The following is a 16,266-nucleotide window of genomic DNA, read 5'->3' on the forward strand; positions in this document are numbered from 1 at the left end:
CGCCCCGCCCCTATGTGCCGTCCCCCCCCATCCGCAACGGCCCGCCCGCACCCCCCCACGCGGCCGGCCCGGACCTTCTCACGGCCGGGTGCCGGCCCGGCGGCTGTCAGGCCCTGGAGAGACCCGCGCGGTCGAGGCACTCGGCGATCGTCGCCGTCTCCTCGGCGTCCAGCCTGCGCATCGGCGGGCTCATCACATTGGTGGTGATGATCCCGCGCAGCATGAGCGCGGTCTTGAACGCGCCGAGACCGGCCGCGGTGGCGGACGCCGTTCCCCGGGCGGCGCGGATGATGTCGAAGAGCCCGACGAGGCGGTCCTGCTCAGCCGCCGCTGCCGCCCAGTCGCCGCGGACGGCGGCTTCGTGGAGGCGTACGTATCCGTGCGGGTCGACATTGCCGAGTCCGGGCACCGAGCCGTCGGCGCCGGCGAGCATCATCGAGTCGACGACCAGCTCATGGCCGGTGAGTACGGAGAAGCCGGGCAGCTCCCGGGCTCCGATGGCCAGCCTGCGGAAGGAACCGTCGTCGCCGCTCGAGTCCTTCACCCCGGCAAGGACACCGTCCGCCGCCAGTGGCAGCAGCAGCTCGGGGTCGAGCTTGCTGTGCACACAGACCGGCACGTCGTACGCCAGGAGCGGCACATCGACAGCAGCGGCGACGTCCCTGAAGTGGCGGTCGATCTCGATGGCGTTGGTGCGCGTGTAGAACGGCGCGGTGACGACGACGGCGTCCGCACCGAGTTCGGCGGCGCGGTTCGCCCGCTCGATCGCACGGTTGGTGGTGGTCTCGATCGCTCCGACGAGGACCGGCACCTGGCCCGCGGCGGCCGCCGTGATGACCTCGATGACCTGGTCCTGCTGTCCGGGCGTCAGATAGGCGGTCTCGCCGGAGCTGCCGAGGGCGAAGAGCCCGCTGACACCACCGTCGAGGAGATGCCCCACGACCCGCTCCAAGGAGGGGCGGTCGAGCTCGCCGTCCGCGGTGAGCGGGGTGACGACGGGCGGGATCACTCCCGTGTAGCGAGGGGTTCGGGCGGTCATGCGGTGCTCCTTGCGGACGGTACGGGGGTCGGGTCCCCGGAGGGGGACGCGGGGGTCTGGGGGTGGACGCAGTGCCAGCGGTGTCCGTCCGGACCGTCGGTGCGGACCGGGAAGACCGTGGCGCACTCGTCGTCCGCCTTCCAGCAGCGCGTACGGAACGGGCAGCCGGTCGGCGGGTTGGTCGCCGAGGGGACCGGGCCGGTGAGCACGATGCGCTCGGTGTTCTCCAGCAGGCTGGGCGTCGCGGAGAGCAGTGCCTCGGTGTACGGGTGCGAGGGGGCGCCCGCGACATCTGCCGCGCGCCCCTCCTCGACGATGCGGCCGAGGTAGAGGACGGCGATGCGGTCGGCGAGGTAGCGCACGGTCTGGATGTCGTGCGAGATGAACACCATGCCGAGGCCGAGCCGTTCGCGCAGGTCCACCAGGAGGTTGAGCACCTGGGCGCGGACCGAGACGTCGAGCGCGGACGTCGGTTCGTCGGCGACGATCAGTTCCGGTTCGAGCGCCAGGGCGCGGGCGATGGCGACGCGCTGGCGCTGGCCGCCGGAGAGCTGGCCGGGCAGTGCGGCCAGGGTATGGCCGGGCAGGCCGACCAGGTCGAGGAGTTCCTCGACGCGGGCCTCGCGCTCCTCGCGGGTGCCGCGGCGGTGCACATCGAGCGGGTCGCGCAGGATCTGACGGACCGTGAGGCGGGGGTTGAGTGCGGTCGAGGGGTCCTGGAACACGACGCCGACGGCGGAGCCGAAGTCGTCGCGTCGCTGGGACCCGGACATCTCCCACAGGTCGCGGCCGTGGAAGGTGACCGTGCCCTCGGTGGGCTTCTGCAGACCGGTCAGCACCCGGGCCATCGTCGACTTGCCGCAGCCGGACTCGCCGACCAGACCGACGATCTCGCCGCGCTTGACCTCCAGGGTGGCATCGGTCAGCGCATGGACTGCATCGCGGCTGAAGAGACCTCCGCTGCGTGCCTTGTGGCGTACGTGCACGCCGTCGAGCCTGATCACAGGGCGCTCCCTTCCAGCTTCTTCGCGGGGGCCTCGGCCGGGTGGTGGCAGGCGAAGCCGTGGTCCTTCGCGGTGCCGCGGCCGGTGAGTGCGGGGGTGGTGGTGCGACAGAGGTCACTCGCCGCACCGCAGCGGCCGGCGAAGCGGCAGCCCGCTCCGAAGCCCTGGGGTGCGGGGACGACGCCGCGGATCTGGTGGAGCCGCTCGGCGCCGGCCTCCAGGGAGACGACGGAGCCGAGGAGACCGCGGCTGTAGTGGTGGGCCGGGTCGGTGAGGACCGACCGGGTGTCGCCGACCTCGGCGAGCCGTCCCGCGTACATCACGGCGACCCGGTGGGAGAGGTCGCCGACCAGGGCGAGGTCGTGCGAGACCAGCACCATGGCGAAGCCGAGCTCGTCGCGGAGCCGGATGAGGAGTTCGACGACCTGGGCCTGGACGGTGACGTCGAGGGCGGTGGTCGGCTCGTCCGCGATCAGGAGGCGGGGGCTGCGGGACAGGGCCATGGCGATGAGGACGCGCTGGCGCTGACCGCCGGAGAGCTCGTGCGGGTAGCTGCGCAGCGTGCGCTCGGGCGAGAGTCCGACGAGCTCCAGGAGCTCGGCGGGGGTCTTCGTACCGCCGCGCGAGGTCAGCTGCTTGAGCTGGGTACCGACGAGCACGGAGGGGTTGAGGGAGGAGAGCGCGTCCTGGTAGACCATCGCGATCTCGGGGCCCATCAGGGCGCGGCGCTCCTTGGGCGGGAGCTTCAGCAGGTCCCGGCCGCGGTAGAGGATCTCGCCGCTGACCTCGGCGTTGCGGGCGAGGAGGCCCATGACGGCGAGGCTGGTGATGGACTTGCCGCAGCCGGACTCGCCGACCAGGCCGAGGGTCTCGCCCTCGTGGACGGTGAAGTTCAGCCTGTCGACGACGGGGATCTCGCCGTACCGGTCCGGGAAGCGGATCGCCAGGTCGCGGACGACGAGGAGTTCGTCGACGTCCGCGCGGACCGGTGTGATGCTGGGCTCGTTGGCGTTGATGTGCCGGGCGAGCTTCGTGAGGGCGGCGTCGATGTCGACGGTGGCGGCGGCCTCGACCGGGTCCGGTGCGGTCGTGGCGGTGGGGTCGGCGGCGGCGCGGGCGCTCTTGGGCGCCGCGGAGGCGTCGGTGAGACCTTCGGAGAGGATGTTGAGCGCGAGGACCGTGATCAGCAGGGCCAGGCCGGGGAAGAAGGTGGCCCACCAGCCGCCGGCCAGCAGGATCTGCCGGCCGTAGGCGAGAACGCTGCCCCAGCTGGGGTCGGGGTCCTGCACACCGGCGCCGATGAAGGAGAGGCTCGCCTCGAAGATGATCGCCTCGGCGACCATCACGGTGGCGAACACCATGACCGGGGCCATGCAGTTGACGGCGACGTGGCGCAGCACGATGTAGGTGCGCCGGGCGCCGATGACCTGCTCGGCCGCCACGTAGTCCTCGCCGTACTGGGAGAGCACGTTGGCGCGGACCACCCGGGCCAGCGACGGGGTGTACACGAAGGCGATCGTGAAGATGATCACCGGGATGCTGGTGCCGAACACGGCGACGAGGACGGCCGCGAGCGCGATCGGCGGGAACGACATGATGACGTCGAGGGTGCGCATGACGGACTCGTCGCCGAGCTTGCGCGAGGTGGCGGCGAGCGAGCCGAGCAGGGCGCCGGCGACCAGGGCGCAGGCGGTCGAGCCGAGGCCGATGATCAGCGAGTAGCGCGAGCCGTGCAGCACGCGGGCGAACACGTCGCGTCCCGCCCGGTCGGTGCCGAACCAGTGCGCGCCGCTCGGGGCCTGGACGGGGGTGCCCGTGGTCAGCGGGTCCTGGGTGAGCAGGGGGGCGAGTACGGCGCCGAGGATGACGAGGATCAGGACGCCGAGTGCGACGCGGGAGGTTACCGGGAGGGCGCGGAAGGCGACGCCCGGTCGGGAGAGCTTCTTGGCCAGACGGCCCGTGGCGAACATGTCACACCGTCCTGATGCGCGGATTGACCAGCAGGTAGAGCAGGTCGACGATGACGTTGACCACCAGGAACGCGATGGCGATGGTCAGTACGGTGCCCTGGACCAGGGCGATGTCGCCCCCGGTGACACCTTCGAGGATGAGTTTGCCCATGCCGGGCAGGTCGAAGATCGCTTCGATGACGACGGCGCCGCTGAGCAGGTAGCCGACCTTGACGCCGAGCACGGTGAGCGGGGTGACGAGCGCGTTGCGCAGCACCGAGCGGATGACCAGGAAGACCGGCAGGCCGTTGCCCTGGGCGGTACGCACGTAGTCCCGGTCGAGTTCGGTGACCATCGCGGTGCGGATGAGGCGGGCGAGCGACGCGGCGACGGGCACCGCGAGTGAGACGGCGGGCAGGAACATCGTTCTGAGCCACCCGCCGAACGAGTCGGCCATGTTGGTGTAGCCGCCGGTCGGGAAGATCTGGGTGTTCAGTGCGAACTGCTGGATGAGCAGAACACCGAGCCAGAAGGACGGAACGGCGACCCCGGCCATGGACAGGACCCGGAAGAGCTGGTCGGGCCAGCGGTCGCGGTACATCGCGCCCAGGACGCCGCCTGCGACGGCGAGGACGATGGCGATGATGAGCCCGAGGACGGTGAGCTGGAGGGTGAGCGGGAAGGCTGCGGTGATCCGGTCGATCACGGGCTGGCTCGGCGGGACGGTCGACCCGAGATCGAGGTGGATCAGTTGGCCGAGGAAGTGGAAGTAGCGGACGGGCAGCGGGTCGTTGAGCCCGTTGGCCTCGGCAAAGGCCTCCCGGGCCGCAGGACTGGCGCTCTCCCCGAGCGCGTTGTAGGCCGGGTCGACCGGCGAGAACTGCAGCACCACGAAGACGAGCAACGCGATACCGAGGATCATCACCGGCATCATCGCGACGCGGCGCAGCGCGAGCCGGAGAAAAGCAACCATCGTCGGGTTCCTTGCGATTGGGCGGTCATCCGGTCCGGGGCACCGGTGGTCATCGGTGTCCTGGACCGGGCTATCTGGCGCACGGCGGGCGGCGCCGGTCAGTGGCTCTCGTTCGCTTCACACCGGTCGGGTCCCGGCACGTTCCGGACGAAAGGCTCCGGGGGCCGGGCCGTGCGGCAGCCTGCGCGGCGGCTGCCGTACGGCCCGGAGCCGGTCAGGCTCGGCCGACGTCCAGGAAGGACAGGCCGGTGGTGGGCAGGGGCTTGAAGCCGGCCAGCGACTTGTCGCTCCAGGCGGTGGGCAGCTTGCGGTGCAGGATCGGGTAGAGCGGGACCTCGTCGGAGACGAGGTCGGTGATCTGAGCCCACAGGTCCTTGCGCTTCGCCTCGTCGCTGGACTGCGCGGCCTTGTCGAGGAGCTGCTTGACCTTCTTGTACTCGGCGGTCCTGGACCAGCCGTAGCGGCTCTCCGGCCAGAAGCCGTAGTAGAACCAGCGCATCAGCAGGTCCACGTCGTTACCGAAGACCGAGGGGTCGCCGGGTGCGACGAGGACTTCAAAGTCGCCCTTGTCGACCTTGGCGTACTGCGCGGCGGACTGGGCGATGCCGAGAGTGGCCTCGATGCCGGCCGCGGCCCAGCTCTCCTTGATCAGCGGAGCGATGTCCTTGACCCAGCCGGTGTCCACGGTCAGGACGGTGAACTTGAGGTTCTTCACCCCCGCTTCGGCGAGCAGCTTCTTCGCCTTGGCCACGTCGTGCGTGTAGACGGTGGCGGCCTTGTGGTAGTCGGGGTGCGTGGTGGGGACGTAGCCGGTGGCGGCCGTCGCCTTCCCGACCATGGCGGTCTTGATGATCTTCTCGGTGTCCAGCGCGTAGTGCAGGGCCTGGCGGACCCGCTTGTCGGCGAACCGCTTGTCGGCGGTGTTGAACATCAGGAAGAGCAGGCCGAAGGACTGCACCGACTCGGTCTTCGCCGAGGAGGAGAGCCCGTCCACGTCGATGTACGGGACATCTTCGATGGCCTGGACGCGGCCGGACTGCATGGCGCTGACGCGGGCCGACTGGTCCGAGATCAGGCGCCAGATCATCTTCTTGACCTTGGCGGGGTGCGCGCCGTTGTACTTGTCGTGCTTCGCGAAGACGATCTTGTCTTCGCGGGTCGCCGACACGAACTTGTACGGCCCCGAACCCACGGGCTTGGCGTCGAATCCCTTGACGTCCGCCTCGACGATCTTCTTCGGAACGATCCGGGCCACGGCTATGCGGGACGGGAAGAGCGCGAAGGCGTACTTGAGCTTGAACTCGACCGTGCTCTCGTCGACAGCCTTGATGGTGTCGATGAAGGGCACGAACTGAGCCATCAGTGAGGCGTTCTTGGGATCCAGGATGCGTTCGAAGCTGAACACCACGTCGTCGGCGGTGACGGCCGATCCGTCGTGGAAGGTCGCACCCTTGCGCAGCGTGGCCCGGTAGGTGGTGGCGTTGATCTTCTTCGGCATCTCGGTGGCGAGCGCGGGGCGAGCCACGAGCGTTACCGGATCGAGATCGACCAGGCCTTCGAAGATGTGCATATTGGCGGCGTACGGGGTCGCGCCCGAGGTGATCATCGGGTCGAAGCCGGTCGACAGCGGGTAGGACATGCCCGCCTCGATGAGGTCGCCGCCGCCGCTCTTGTCCGTCGACCCGTCGGCGGTCGAGGACGGTCCGCCGCAGGCGGAAAGGCTCGCCGTGATGGCGGCGGCCGCACCGACAGCACTGGTGTAACGCAGGAAGGTGCGGCGCTCGACACCGGCTGATCTCAGCTCGGGCACGGGTCCTCCAGGGACTTTGAGGTGTGGCGTCGGGGGATGGGATCGGGAGGTGGAACGGTGGTTCGTGGAGGCCGTAGAGCCCCGCGGCATCAGACGTCAGATGTCTGATGCCTTGATAACGTGGGAACGTAGCTTGACAATTGAGAGGGGTCAAGAGGTGGGGAGTTCACATATGTCCGGAACGAGGCCCGGCCGGCAGTTGCTCCGGCAGGAAGTCGTCGACGGCATCAAGCGGTACATCCTCGAAGAAAGGCTCCGCCCCGGGGACCCGCTGCCCACCGAGCCCGCCCTGTGCGAGGCACTCGGCGCCAGCCGCTCCAGCGTCCGCGAGGCCGTCAAGATCCTCAACGCCCTGGACATCGTCGAGGTCCGCCACGGACACGGCACATACGTCGGCAGGCTGAGCCTGTCGGCGCTGGTGGAGAGCCTGACCTTCCGCGGGCTGCTCTCCCCCGACGACGACTTCCAGGTGATGGCCGACCTCGTCGAGGTGCGCGAGCTCTTCGAGCGCGGGATGGCCGACCGCATCGTCTCGCTCCTCACCACGGAGCAGCTCGACGTGCTGGACGGCCTGGTGGCCACCATGCGCGAGACGGGGGCGCAGGAGGGGCACGGCTTCGTGGACGCCGACCGGGCGTTCCACGCACTGCTCGTCGCCCCGCTGGGCAACGATCTGATCGGCCAGCTCTCGATGGCCTTCTGGGACGTGTACACGATCGTCGCGCCGCATCTGGACGGTTTCACGCACGCCGACGAGACGGAGACGATCACAGCCCACCAGAACATCGTGGACGCCGCCCGGGCCGGGGACATCGCAGGCTTCATCAAGGCGCTCGGCGAGCACTACGCCCCGGTCAGGCGGCGGATCTCCGAGGCCCGGGCCCGCGGCGGCATCACGGGCTGACCCGCCGGCCGGCGCGTCCGCCACGGGGCGGGGCCGGGCCCCGCCCCTCGCGGGCCTCGGCCCGGCTAACCCTTGACGCGTGCCACAGGGGCTGCCTAGGGTCCGTTTGCCAACAGGACATCTGACGTCATCCGTCTGATGACCAGGGCTTCACCTCGCCCATGGCACTTCCCGCTGCGCCCAGGAGGGCACCTCCATGCCGTTGACGGACCTCTCGCTCGCGGACTGCCGCGACTACCGGCCGCCGTTGCCCGTTCCGGCGGACTTCGACGCGTTCTGGTCCCGGACCCTGGAGGAGACCGGGGACGGTCCGGCGCAGAAGCCGCTGTTCACGGAGGTGGATACGGGGCTCGTCCAGATCCGCACCTACGACGTGACGGTCCCAGGCTTCGCCGGGCAGCCGGTGCGCGGCTGGCTCCGGATGCCGGCCGGGGCGAGCGAACCCCTCGGCTGCGTCGTGGAGTTCCTGGGCTACGGCCGCGGCCGTGGCCTGTCGCACGAGAACCTGCTCTGGGCATCGGCAGGTTACGCACATCTGATCATGGACACCCGCGGCCAGGGCTGGTCGGCGGCGGGCGGTGACACCGCGGATTCGGACGCCGGCGCGGCCGGAGTCGTCCCCGGTTTCCTCACCCGTGGCATCGAGAGCCCGGAAACGTACTACTACCGGCGGCTGTTCACCGACGCGGTGCGCTGCGTCGAGGCGATGCGCAGCCACCCCGAGGTCGATCCGGACCGGATCGTCGTCACCGGGGTGAGCCAGGGCGGCGGCATCGCGCTGGCCGTGTCGGGGCTCGTGCCCGGTCTTGCGGGGGTGATGCCGGATGTGCCGTTCCTCTGCAACTTCCCCCGCGCGACGGAGGTTTCGGGGCGACCGCCGTTCACCGAGATCGCCGAGTACCTGAAGCTCCACCGCGACCGCACCGAAGGCGTCTTCACCACCCTGTCGTACTTCGACGCGGCGCTGCACGCCACCCGCGCCACGGCCCCCGCGCTGTTCTCCATCGCGATGATGGATGACATCTGCCCGCCCTCCACATGCTTCACCGCCTACAACGGCTACGCCGGGCCCAAGGACGTGCGGATCTACGCGTTCAACGGGCACGAGGGCGGCGCGGAGTACCAGCAGCGGGAGCAACTGGCCTGGGTGCGGGCCCTGTTCGCGGGCCACTCGCCGTCCTGGCAGGCCGGACGCTCCTGACCGCGGAGACAGCGCAGAGCGCGGTCCACTCCCTGCACCTCCCCCCACCGCCCATGGCCCGGCACATCTCTCCCCCCATCTGCCGTCCCGTCTCCCACCCTTCGAGAAGCACCACCCCTTCCGAGAAGAGAGATCGTCCATGCAGAGAACTGTCCCTGTCGCCCTGCTCAGCGCCGCCATGCTGGTGGTCACCGTGACCGGCACCGCGCAGGCCGCGTCACCCGCACCCGGCACGCTCACGTCCCAGGACCTGACCGTCGACGGGGTGGGCTCCCCCCACTACCGCATCCCCGCCCTCACCACCTCGGCCAAGGGCACCCTGCTGGCCGCCTACGACGCCCGCCCCACCCTGGGCGACCTGCCGTCCAACATCAGCGTCGTGCTGCGGCGCAGCACCGACGGCGGTACCACCTGGCAGGAGCAGAAGGTGGTCCGCTCGGACGCCGCGCCCAAGGGCTACGGCGACCCGAGCCTGCTGGTCGACCGGACGACCGGCCGCATCTTCCTGTTCTACGCGGCCGGGGTGAACCAGGGCTTCTTCGGCTCGGCCACCGGCAACGACGAGACCGACCCCGACGTCCTGCAGGCCGACTACAGCTACTCCGACGACGACGGGCTGACCTGGACCAGCCGCCGGATCACCAAGCAGATCAAGGACCCCGCCTGGGGCGGCATGTTCGCCTCGTCCGGCCAGGGAATCCAGGTGCGCAACGGGACGTACAAGGGCCGGCTGATCCAGCAGTACGCCATCCGCAAGGACGGGGCCAACTACGCGGTCAGCGCCTACAGCGACGACCACGGCGAGACCTGGAAGACGGGCACCCCGGTCGGTCCCGGTGACGAGAACAAGACCGTCGAGCTGAACGACGGCACGATCATGCTCAACAACCGCGCGGCGCCGTACCGGACGATCGCGTACTCCAAGGACGGCGGGGTCACCTACACCCCGCTGGTCCAGGACACCCAGCTCCCCGACCCGGGGAACAACGGCTCGATCATTCGCTACGCCCCCGACGCGGCGGCTTCGGACCCGCAGTCCTCCTGGCTGCTGTTCAGCAACACCGAGGCCACGTCACGGAAGAACCTCACGGTCAAGATGTCCTGTGACAACGGGAAGACCTGGCCGATCAAGAAGGTCGTCGACGCGGGCGCAGCCGCCTACTCGACGCTGACCCGGCTGCCGGACGGCCGGCTGGGGCTGCTGTACGAGCGCGGCAACGCCGAGCACATCACGTACGACTCGTTCGACCTGAAGTGGCTCGGCGGTACCTGTGCCGACATCACGATCACCCCGCCCGCGGCCCTCAAGGCGGGCACGAGCGCCCAGGTCACGGTCCGGGTCGTCAACCGGATGGACGTGACCCGCAGTGCGGGCACGGTCGGCCTGACCGTGCCGAGCGGCTGGACGGCCACGCAGACCGCGATCCCCGCGCTGAAGCCCGGTGAAGGCGCCAATATCAAGGTCCCGGTCACGGTTCCGGCCGGCGCGTCCGGCAGCGCCGCGCTCACCGCGACGTACAGGGCGGACAGCAAGCAGGCCCAGGGCAGTACCACGGTGACGGTCACTCCGTAGCCGGGCCGGACGGGCGGGGGTAGGTCCAACTGCCGTACGGCGGTTGGACGTACCCCCGCCCGCACCTCTTCAATGGACGCGACGCGCGCAGCGGGCGGAGCGGCCGGAGAGAGTGGTGGCGGACGTGGCGGGAGCGGTTTTACGCATCGGGGTGGTCGGCGGGAGCGTCGCCGGGTGTGCCATGGCCATCGCCGGGGCCAGGGCGGGCGCGCAGGTGACGGTCTACGAGCGCAGCGACGGGGCTCTGGAGGACCGGGGGTTCGGCATCGTCGTACCCCCGGACCTGCACCGGGAGCTGGTCGCCGCCGGCTATCTGGACGCCGGTATGCCGACAGCACCGGTGTCCTCCCGGGTCTGGCTCACCCGGCAGAGCGGCCGGTTCGCGGCACGCGAACTGGCCCGCCAGGAGGCTGCGGTGACGGCCTGTCACTGGGGGCTGCTGTGGCGCACGCTGCGAGCCGGCGCGGGCGCCGTGCGGTACCACCGGGGGCGGCCCGTCACCGAGGTGCTGCGCGCTCCTTCGGGCGGCGCGGTGATCCGGACGGCGGACACGGAGGAGGTGTACGACATCGTCGTCGGCGCGGACGGTCCGCGGTCCGTCACCCGGGAGGCCGTCGCCCCCGGCGTACGGCCTGTTCCGGCGGGATACGCCGTGTGGCGGGGGACCCTTCCGCTCACCGCACTCGACGGCCACCCGCACCAGCTGGAGCTGCTGAGCACCGCGTGGGTCACACTCGGATACCGGGGCGGGCACGGGGTGTTCTACCTGATCCCGGGCGCGGAGCCGGGATCCCGGCTGCTGGCCTACGCCATCTACGGCTCCCCTCCCCCGGCGTCGTGGACCGCCGCGCGCGAGACGTACGTGCGGCACATCGCCGAGGAGCATTTCCCGGCGGACTGGGCCGGGCTCGTCGGCCGGGGCGAGCACACCTCCCTTGCGTACCACCATGTCGCCGACTTCCACGCGCCACAGGTGGCGGACCCGCCGTTCCTGCTGGCGGGCGATGCGGCGAGCATCACCCGTCCGCACACCGCGAGCGGAGCGACGAAGGCGTTGCAGGACGCGCTCTGTCTGGAGCGGGTGCTGCGCGGGGCGCCCTCCCCGGCGGACGCGCTGCGCGGGTACGCGGCCGAGCGGTCGCCCGAGGGGGCCAGGCTGGTCGCACTCGGCCGCAGGCTGGGACGGGCGATGGTCGAACGGACCCCGGACTGGACGGCGATGGGGGCGGCGGAGGTGGCGGCGTGGTCCCGGGCTGCGCTGGACGGGGCGGACAGCTATCTGTACGGGGAGGCGGAGGGGTGACGGGGTACGGGGAGGCGGGGGGGTGACGGGCCGGGCGGTGCGGGTCGCGGGGCCTTCGGACCCGCTGTGTCCTCAATCGCCGGACGGGCTTGATCCTGGCCGATGCAGGCTCGATTGTGCCGGGTCGAGTCCGGTGCGGACATGCACGGTGACGAGCACGCGGCCTTCGGCCCGCGCTGTCCTCAATCGCCGGACGGGCTTGATTTCGGCCGATGCGGGCTTGATTGTGCCGGGCTCTGACCGGTCAGGCCGGGTCGAGTCTGGTGCGGATGCCGTCGAAGTGGGTGCGCATCGCTCTCACCGCGCGCAGGCCGTCGGCCGCCGCCACCGCCTCGACGATCTCGCGGTGCTGGGCACAGGTGACCCACGGGTCCTGGTGGCCGTCGTCCAGGTCCTCGCGCACCCGGTCCATCGCCGCCCAGAAGGCGTCCAGCACCTCGCTGAGCAGGTGGTTGTCGAGCGAGGCGTAGAGCGCCAGGTGAAACGCACGGTCGGTGGCGCGTGCGACCCGGCCGGTGGCCGCCTCCTCCTCCATCTTCGCCACCAGGGCGCCCAGCACGTCGAGGTCCTCCTCGGGGACACCCGCCGCGACGGACCCGACGAGGCCCGCCTCCAATGCCTCCCGGACCTTCATCAGTTCGGCCAGGCCCCGCTCGCCCCGGCGGTGGCGGACCGCCGCACGGAAGGCGAGCCCCTCGGCGAACGGTGACAGGGAGAGCGAACCCACGAAGGTGCCGAATCCGCGCCGGATCTCGACGACATTGACCGCCTGGAGCGATTTGAGCGCCTCGCGCACCGAGACCCGCCCGGCCCCGAAGAGCTCCATCAGCTCGGCCTCGGTGGGCAGTGCGTCGCCCGGGGCGAGCCTGCGTTCCAGGATCAGTTCCTTGATCCTTCGCTCGATGTCCTGAGCCATGGTGGGCCGCGCCACAACGTCCTCCCGAGGTGCCGTTGCCCCTTGACCAGTGGCAGGAGCATCTGTTTAAGGTGAAGCCAGACATAGGACATCTTACGTCTCACGTCTCGATCCGAACAGCCACTGCGGCCACGGGTCGGTATCCCGATCAGCTGGAGCTTCCCACCATGTCTCTGACCGCACCGCTGCACGGCGTCGTTCCGCCGGTCTGCACTCCCCTCGACTCCCGCGGGGAGGTCGACACCGCCTCCCTCGTCCGGCTCGTCGAGCACCTCGTCGGCGGAGGCGTGCACGGACTCTTCGCGCTCGGGTCCACCAGCGAGGTCGCCTACCTGACCGACGAACAGCGCGCCACGGTCCTGGAGACCGTCGTCAACACCACCGACGGCCGGGTTCCCGTGCTGGCCGGCGTCATCGACACCACCACCGCCCGGGTCGTCGAGCACGCCAGGTCCGCCGCCGAGCTGGGCGCGGACGCCCTGGTCGCGACCGCGCCCTTCTACACCCGCACCCACGGCAAGGAGATCGCCGGGCACTTCCGCCGGCTGCGCGCCGAGGTCGACCTGCCGCTGTTCGCGTACGACATCCCGGTCGCCGTGCACAGCAAGCTGTCCGCGGCACTGGTCCGCGAGCTCGCCGAGGACGGCACCCTGGCGGGGCTCAAGGACAGCAGCGGCGACGAGGGCGGGCTGCGCCGGCTCGTCGTCGAGCTCGGGGGCCGCGAAGGCCGCGCGCAGGGTCCGGTGCCCGGGTTCAGCATCCTCACCGGCTCCGAGCTGACGGTGGACGCCGCGCTGCTCGCCGGCGCCGACGGCGTCGTCCCCGGCATCGGCAACGTGGACCCGTCCGGCTATGTGCGCCTCTACGAGGCCGCGCGCGCCGGGGACTGGACGCTGGCCGCGAAGGAGCAGGAGCGGCTCATCGAGCTGTTCGCCATGGTCGACGTCGGCCCGGAGGCGGACATGGGCCGCAGCTCCTCGGCGCTCGGCTCGTTCAAGTCGGCGCTCCGGCTGCTGGGCATCATCGACTGCGGTGACACCGCGTTCCCGCAGATCCAGCTGTCCGCCGCATCCGTCGCGCAGGTCTCCGGACTGCTGCGCGCCGCCGGTCTGCCGCCGGTCCGATGACCTCTACAGACCGTACGGCGGCCACGGGGCGGCCGGTCGTCGGCCTCGACCTCGGCGGCACGAAGATCGCCGCCGCGCTGCTCGGCGCCGACGGCACGGTCCTGGCCCGGCACAGCCGCCCGACCCCGGCCCGCGACGGTGCGGCGGCGGTGCTCGACGCACTCGCCGCCGCCGCGGCCGAGGTCGACCCCGGCCGGACCGCGGCGGCGCTCGGCATCGCGGCGGCCGGCGTGGTCGATCCCCGTACCGGCATGGTCACCAGCGCCACCGACTCGATCCGCGGCTGGGCGGGCACTCCTCTGGGCGTCGGTCTCGCCAACCGGACCGGATACCCGGTGGCCTGCGACAACGACGTACGCGCCACGGCCGGACCGGAACTCGCCGCCCTGACCGCACAGGGGGCGCAGCACGGATCGCTGCTCTTCGCCGCCATCGGCACCGGGGTCGGCGGCGCCATCGCCGTCGACGGGCGGATGCTGCACGGGGCCGCGGGCATCGCCGGGCACGTCGGCCATCTGCCCAGCCCCGAGGCGGCCGGACTGCCCTGCACCTGCGGTTCCACCGGCCATCTCGAGGTCATCGCCTCCGGACCGGGCATCGCCGCCCACTACGAGCGGCTGACCGGCGCCCCGGTGGACCGGCTGGAGACCGTCGCCGCGCGCGCCGCACAGGGCGACGCCGACGCGGTGTCCGCCATCACCACCGGCGCGGCCGCCGCCGGCCATGTGCTCGGCGGACTCGCCAACGCCTTCGGCCCGGACCTGGTCGTCGTCGGCGGCGGGGTCCCGCGGATCGGTCCGCTGTACGAGGAAGCCCTGCGGGCGGCCTTCGCCTCGGAGCTGATGGCGCCGCTGCGCCGACTCGTGCCCCGAGCCCCGCTCCTCGGCCACGACGCGGCCGTGCTCGGCGCGGCCGCCCTGACCACCACCCTTCCCCTCCACCACCCGGGAGCTCTCCGATGACCGCCCAGCAACTGGCCGCCGCCCTTCAGGGCAAGCTGATCGTGTCCTGCCAGGCCCCGCCCGGCGACCCGATGCGGGAGACCGCAACCCTGGTGCGCCTCGCGCAGTCGGCGGTCGCCGGAGGCGGCGCCGCGATCCGGGCCAACGATCCGGAGGTCGTCGCCGCGATCACCGCGGCCGTCGACCTGCCGGTCATCGGTCTGTGGAAGGACGGCGACCACGGGGTGTTCATCACCCCGACCGTCCGGCACGCCCTGGCGGTCGCCGGGGCGGGCGCGGCCGTCGTCGCCGCGGACGCCACCGACCGGCCGCGTCCGGACGGCTCGACGTTCGCCGAGCTCGTCGAGGCGGTCCACGCCGCCGGCGCCCTCGTCATGGCCGACGTCTCGACCCTTGCCGAGGGCATCGCGGCGGCCGCGCTCGGGGCCGACTTCGTCTCCACGACGCTGTCCGGCTACGTGCCCGGCACGCCGAAGCAGACCGGCCCCGACCTCGCTCTGGTGGCCGAGCTCTCCGCCGCCATCGACGTCCCGGTCGTCGCCGAAGGCCGTATCAACACCCCGGAGGAGGCGGCAGAGGCCCTGCGGCTCGGCGCGCACAGCATCGTCGTCGGTACGGCCATCACCGCTCCCACAGCCCTGACCGCCCGCTTCGTCGCAGGCATCGCCCGGCCCTGATCTGTCCCACCACGCGGGACGGACGCTCAAAGGCGAGCACCGTCCCGCATCCTGGAGTCACCGTGCAGACAACACCCCCCACGCCCCCCTGGTACCGCCAGATCAGCCGTACCCAGTGGAAGTCGTTCTTCGCCGCCTGGATCGGCTACGTACTCGACGGCTTCGACTTCGTGCTGATCACCCTCGTGCTGACCGAGATCAGTGACGAGTTCGGCCTGAGCACGGTGCAAGCGGCCAGTCTGATCTCCGGCGCCTTCATCACCCGCTGGCTGGGCGGCGCGGTACTCGGTGCCATCGGCGACCGGTACGGCCGAAAGCTCTCCATGGTGCTGAGCATCCTGCTGTACTCGGTGGGCACCTTCGCCTGCGGGTTCGCTTGGAACTACCACAGTCTGTTCGCCGCCCGGCTGGCCATCGGCATGGGCATGGCCGGTGAGTACAGCGCCAGCGCCACGTACGTCATGGAGAGCTGGCCCGCAGGGCTGCGCAGCCGGGCCAGTGGCTTCCTGATCTCCGGCTTCTCGGTCGGTTCGGTGCTCGCCGCCCAGGTCTACAACTGGGTGGTGCCCTCGCTCGGCTGGCGCTGGATGTTCTACCTGGGCCTCATCCCGATCGCCGTCGCGCTGTGGATGCGGCGCTCGCTGCCGGAGGCCGAGGAGTGGACGGAGTCCGTCGCGGAGAAGGGCGCCAAGCCGAATCCGTTCGCGCCGCTGTTCGTCACCCGCGCCCGGGCCACCGCCAACACCGTGCTGATCGTCGTCGCGACGGTCTCCCTGTTCCTCGTCTTCACACCGGGCGGCGCCGGAATGGTCCCGGTGCTCTCGGTGG

The 16,266-nt window shown here is 71.1% G+C and carries 14 protein-coding genes; 8 read left to right on the forward strand and 6 right to left on the reverse strand.

What is annotated here, in order from left to right; genetic code table 11:
- Positions 1–106: 106 nt before the first annotated feature.
- From ACFVW8_RS33715 to ACFVW8_RS33735, 5 genes are all read right to left on the reverse strand, one after another.
- On the reverse strand, positions 107–1,039 hold the full coding sequence (locus ACFVW8_RS33715; protein ID WP_389696851.1) for a dihydrodipicolinate synthase family protein: 933 nt from the start codon (positions 1,037–1,039) through the stop codon (positions 107–109).
- Positions 1,036–2,043, reverse strand: coding sequence for an oligopeptide/dipeptide ABC transporter ATP-binding protein (locus ACFVW8_RS33720; protein WP_389696853.1), 1,008 nt, complete (start codon positions 2,041–2,043; stop codon positions 1,036–1,038). Before ACFVW8_RS33720 ends, ACFVW8_RS33715 begins: the two co-directional genes overlap by 4 nt.
- Positions 2,040–4,013, reverse strand: coding sequence for a dipeptide/oligopeptide/nickel ABC transporter permease/ATP-binding protein (locus ACFVW8_RS33725; protein WP_389696855.1), 1,974 nt, complete (start codon positions 4,011–4,013; stop codon positions 2,040–2,042). Before ACFVW8_RS33725 ends, ACFVW8_RS33720 begins: the two co-directional genes overlap by 4 nt.
- A gap of 1 nt (position 4,014) precedes the next feature.
- On the reverse strand, positions 4,015–4,965 hold the full coding sequence (locus ACFVW8_RS33730) for an ABC transporter permease (protein WP_389696856.1): 951 nt from the start codon (positions 4,963–4,965) through the stop codon (positions 4,015–4,017).
- 214 nt (positions 4,966–5,179) lie between these two features.
- Positions 5,180–6,775 carry an ABC transporter substrate-binding protein gene (locus ACFVW8_RS33735; protein WP_389696858.1) on the reverse strand — a complete coding sequence of 532 codons (1,596 nt, stop codon included), beginning with the start codon at positions 6,773–6,775 and terminating at the stop codon, positions 5,180–5,182.
- A gap of 172 nt (positions 6,776–6,947) precedes the next feature.
- Between ACFVW8_RS33735 and ACFVW8_RS33740 the strand changes: the two genes are divergently transcribed.
- The 4 genes from ACFVW8_RS33740 (at position 6,948) to ACFVW8_RS33755 (ending at position 11,756) form a co-directional block, all read left to right on the forward strand.
- Positions 6,948–7,679: a FadR/GntR family transcriptional regulator gene (locus ACFVW8_RS33740; RefSeq protein ID WP_389696860.1), complete on the forward strand. Its 732-nt coding sequence runs from the start codon at positions 6,948–6,950 to the stop codon at positions 7,677–7,679.
- Positions 7,680–7,875: 196 nt separating this feature from the next.
- A complete protein-coding gene (locus ACFVW8_RS33745) occupies positions 7,876–8,880 on the forward strand; it encodes an acetylxylan esterase (RefSeq protein ID WP_389696862.1) in 1,005 nt (334 codons plus the stop codon).
- Positions 8,881–9,019: 139 nt separating this feature from the next.
- Positions 9,020–10,453, forward strand: a complete 1,434-nt coding sequence (locus ACFVW8_RS33750) for an exo-alpha-sialidase (protein WP_389696864.1) — start codon at positions 9,020–9,022, stop codon at positions 10,451–10,453.
- Between the two features lie 115 nt (positions 10,454–10,568).
- Complete coding sequence (locus ACFVW8_RS33755) at positions 10,569–11,756, forward strand: FAD-dependent monooxygenase (protein WP_389696866.1); 1,188 nt, start codon at positions 10,569–10,571, stop codon at positions 11,754–11,756.
- 244 nt (positions 11,757–12,000) lie between these two features.
- Here ACFVW8_RS33755 and ACFVW8_RS33760 read toward each other — a convergent pair whose 3' ends face one another.
- Entirely contained in the window at positions 12,001–12,687 is a 687-nt protein-coding gene (locus ACFVW8_RS33760) for a FadR/GntR family transcriptional regulator (protein ID WP_389696868.1), read from the reverse strand.
- Positions 12,688–12,839: 152 nt separating this feature from the next.
- Here ACFVW8_RS33760 and ACFVW8_RS33765 point away from each other — a divergent pair, with 152 nt between their 5' ends.
- From ACFVW8_RS33765 to ACFVW8_RS33780, 4 genes are all read left to right on the forward strand, one after another.
- Positions 12,840–13,799: a dihydrodipicolinate synthase family protein gene (locus ACFVW8_RS33765; RefSeq protein ID WP_389696870.1), complete on the forward strand. Its 960-nt coding sequence runs from the start codon at positions 12,840–12,842 to the stop codon at positions 13,797–13,799.
- Positions 13,796–14,761 carry an ROK family protein gene (locus ACFVW8_RS33770; RefSeq protein WP_389696872.1) on the forward strand — a complete coding sequence of 322 codons (966 nt, stop codon included), beginning with the start codon at positions 13,796–13,798 and terminating at the stop codon, positions 14,759–14,761. The genes ACFVW8_RS33765 and ACFVW8_RS33770 overlap by 4 nt, the downstream gene beginning before the upstream one ends.
- Complete coding sequence (locus tag ACFVW8_RS33775) at positions 14,758–15,438, forward strand: N-acetylmannosamine-6-phosphate 2-epimerase (protein WP_389696874.1); 681 nt, start codon at positions 14,758–14,760, stop codon at positions 15,436–15,438. Before ACFVW8_RS33770 ends, ACFVW8_RS33775 begins: the two co-directional genes overlap by 4 nt.
- Positions 15,439–15,500: 62 nt before the next feature.
- Positions 15,501–16,266: MFS transporter (locus ACFVW8_RS33780; protein WP_389696876.1), on the forward strand; the 766-nt coding region annotated here is incomplete at its 3' end.

Origin of the sequence: Streptomyces sp. NPDC058221 (assembly GCF_042882365.1) — a bacterium.
GTDB lineage: Bacteria > Actinomycetota > Actinomycetes > Streptomycetales > Streptomycetaceae > Streptomyces.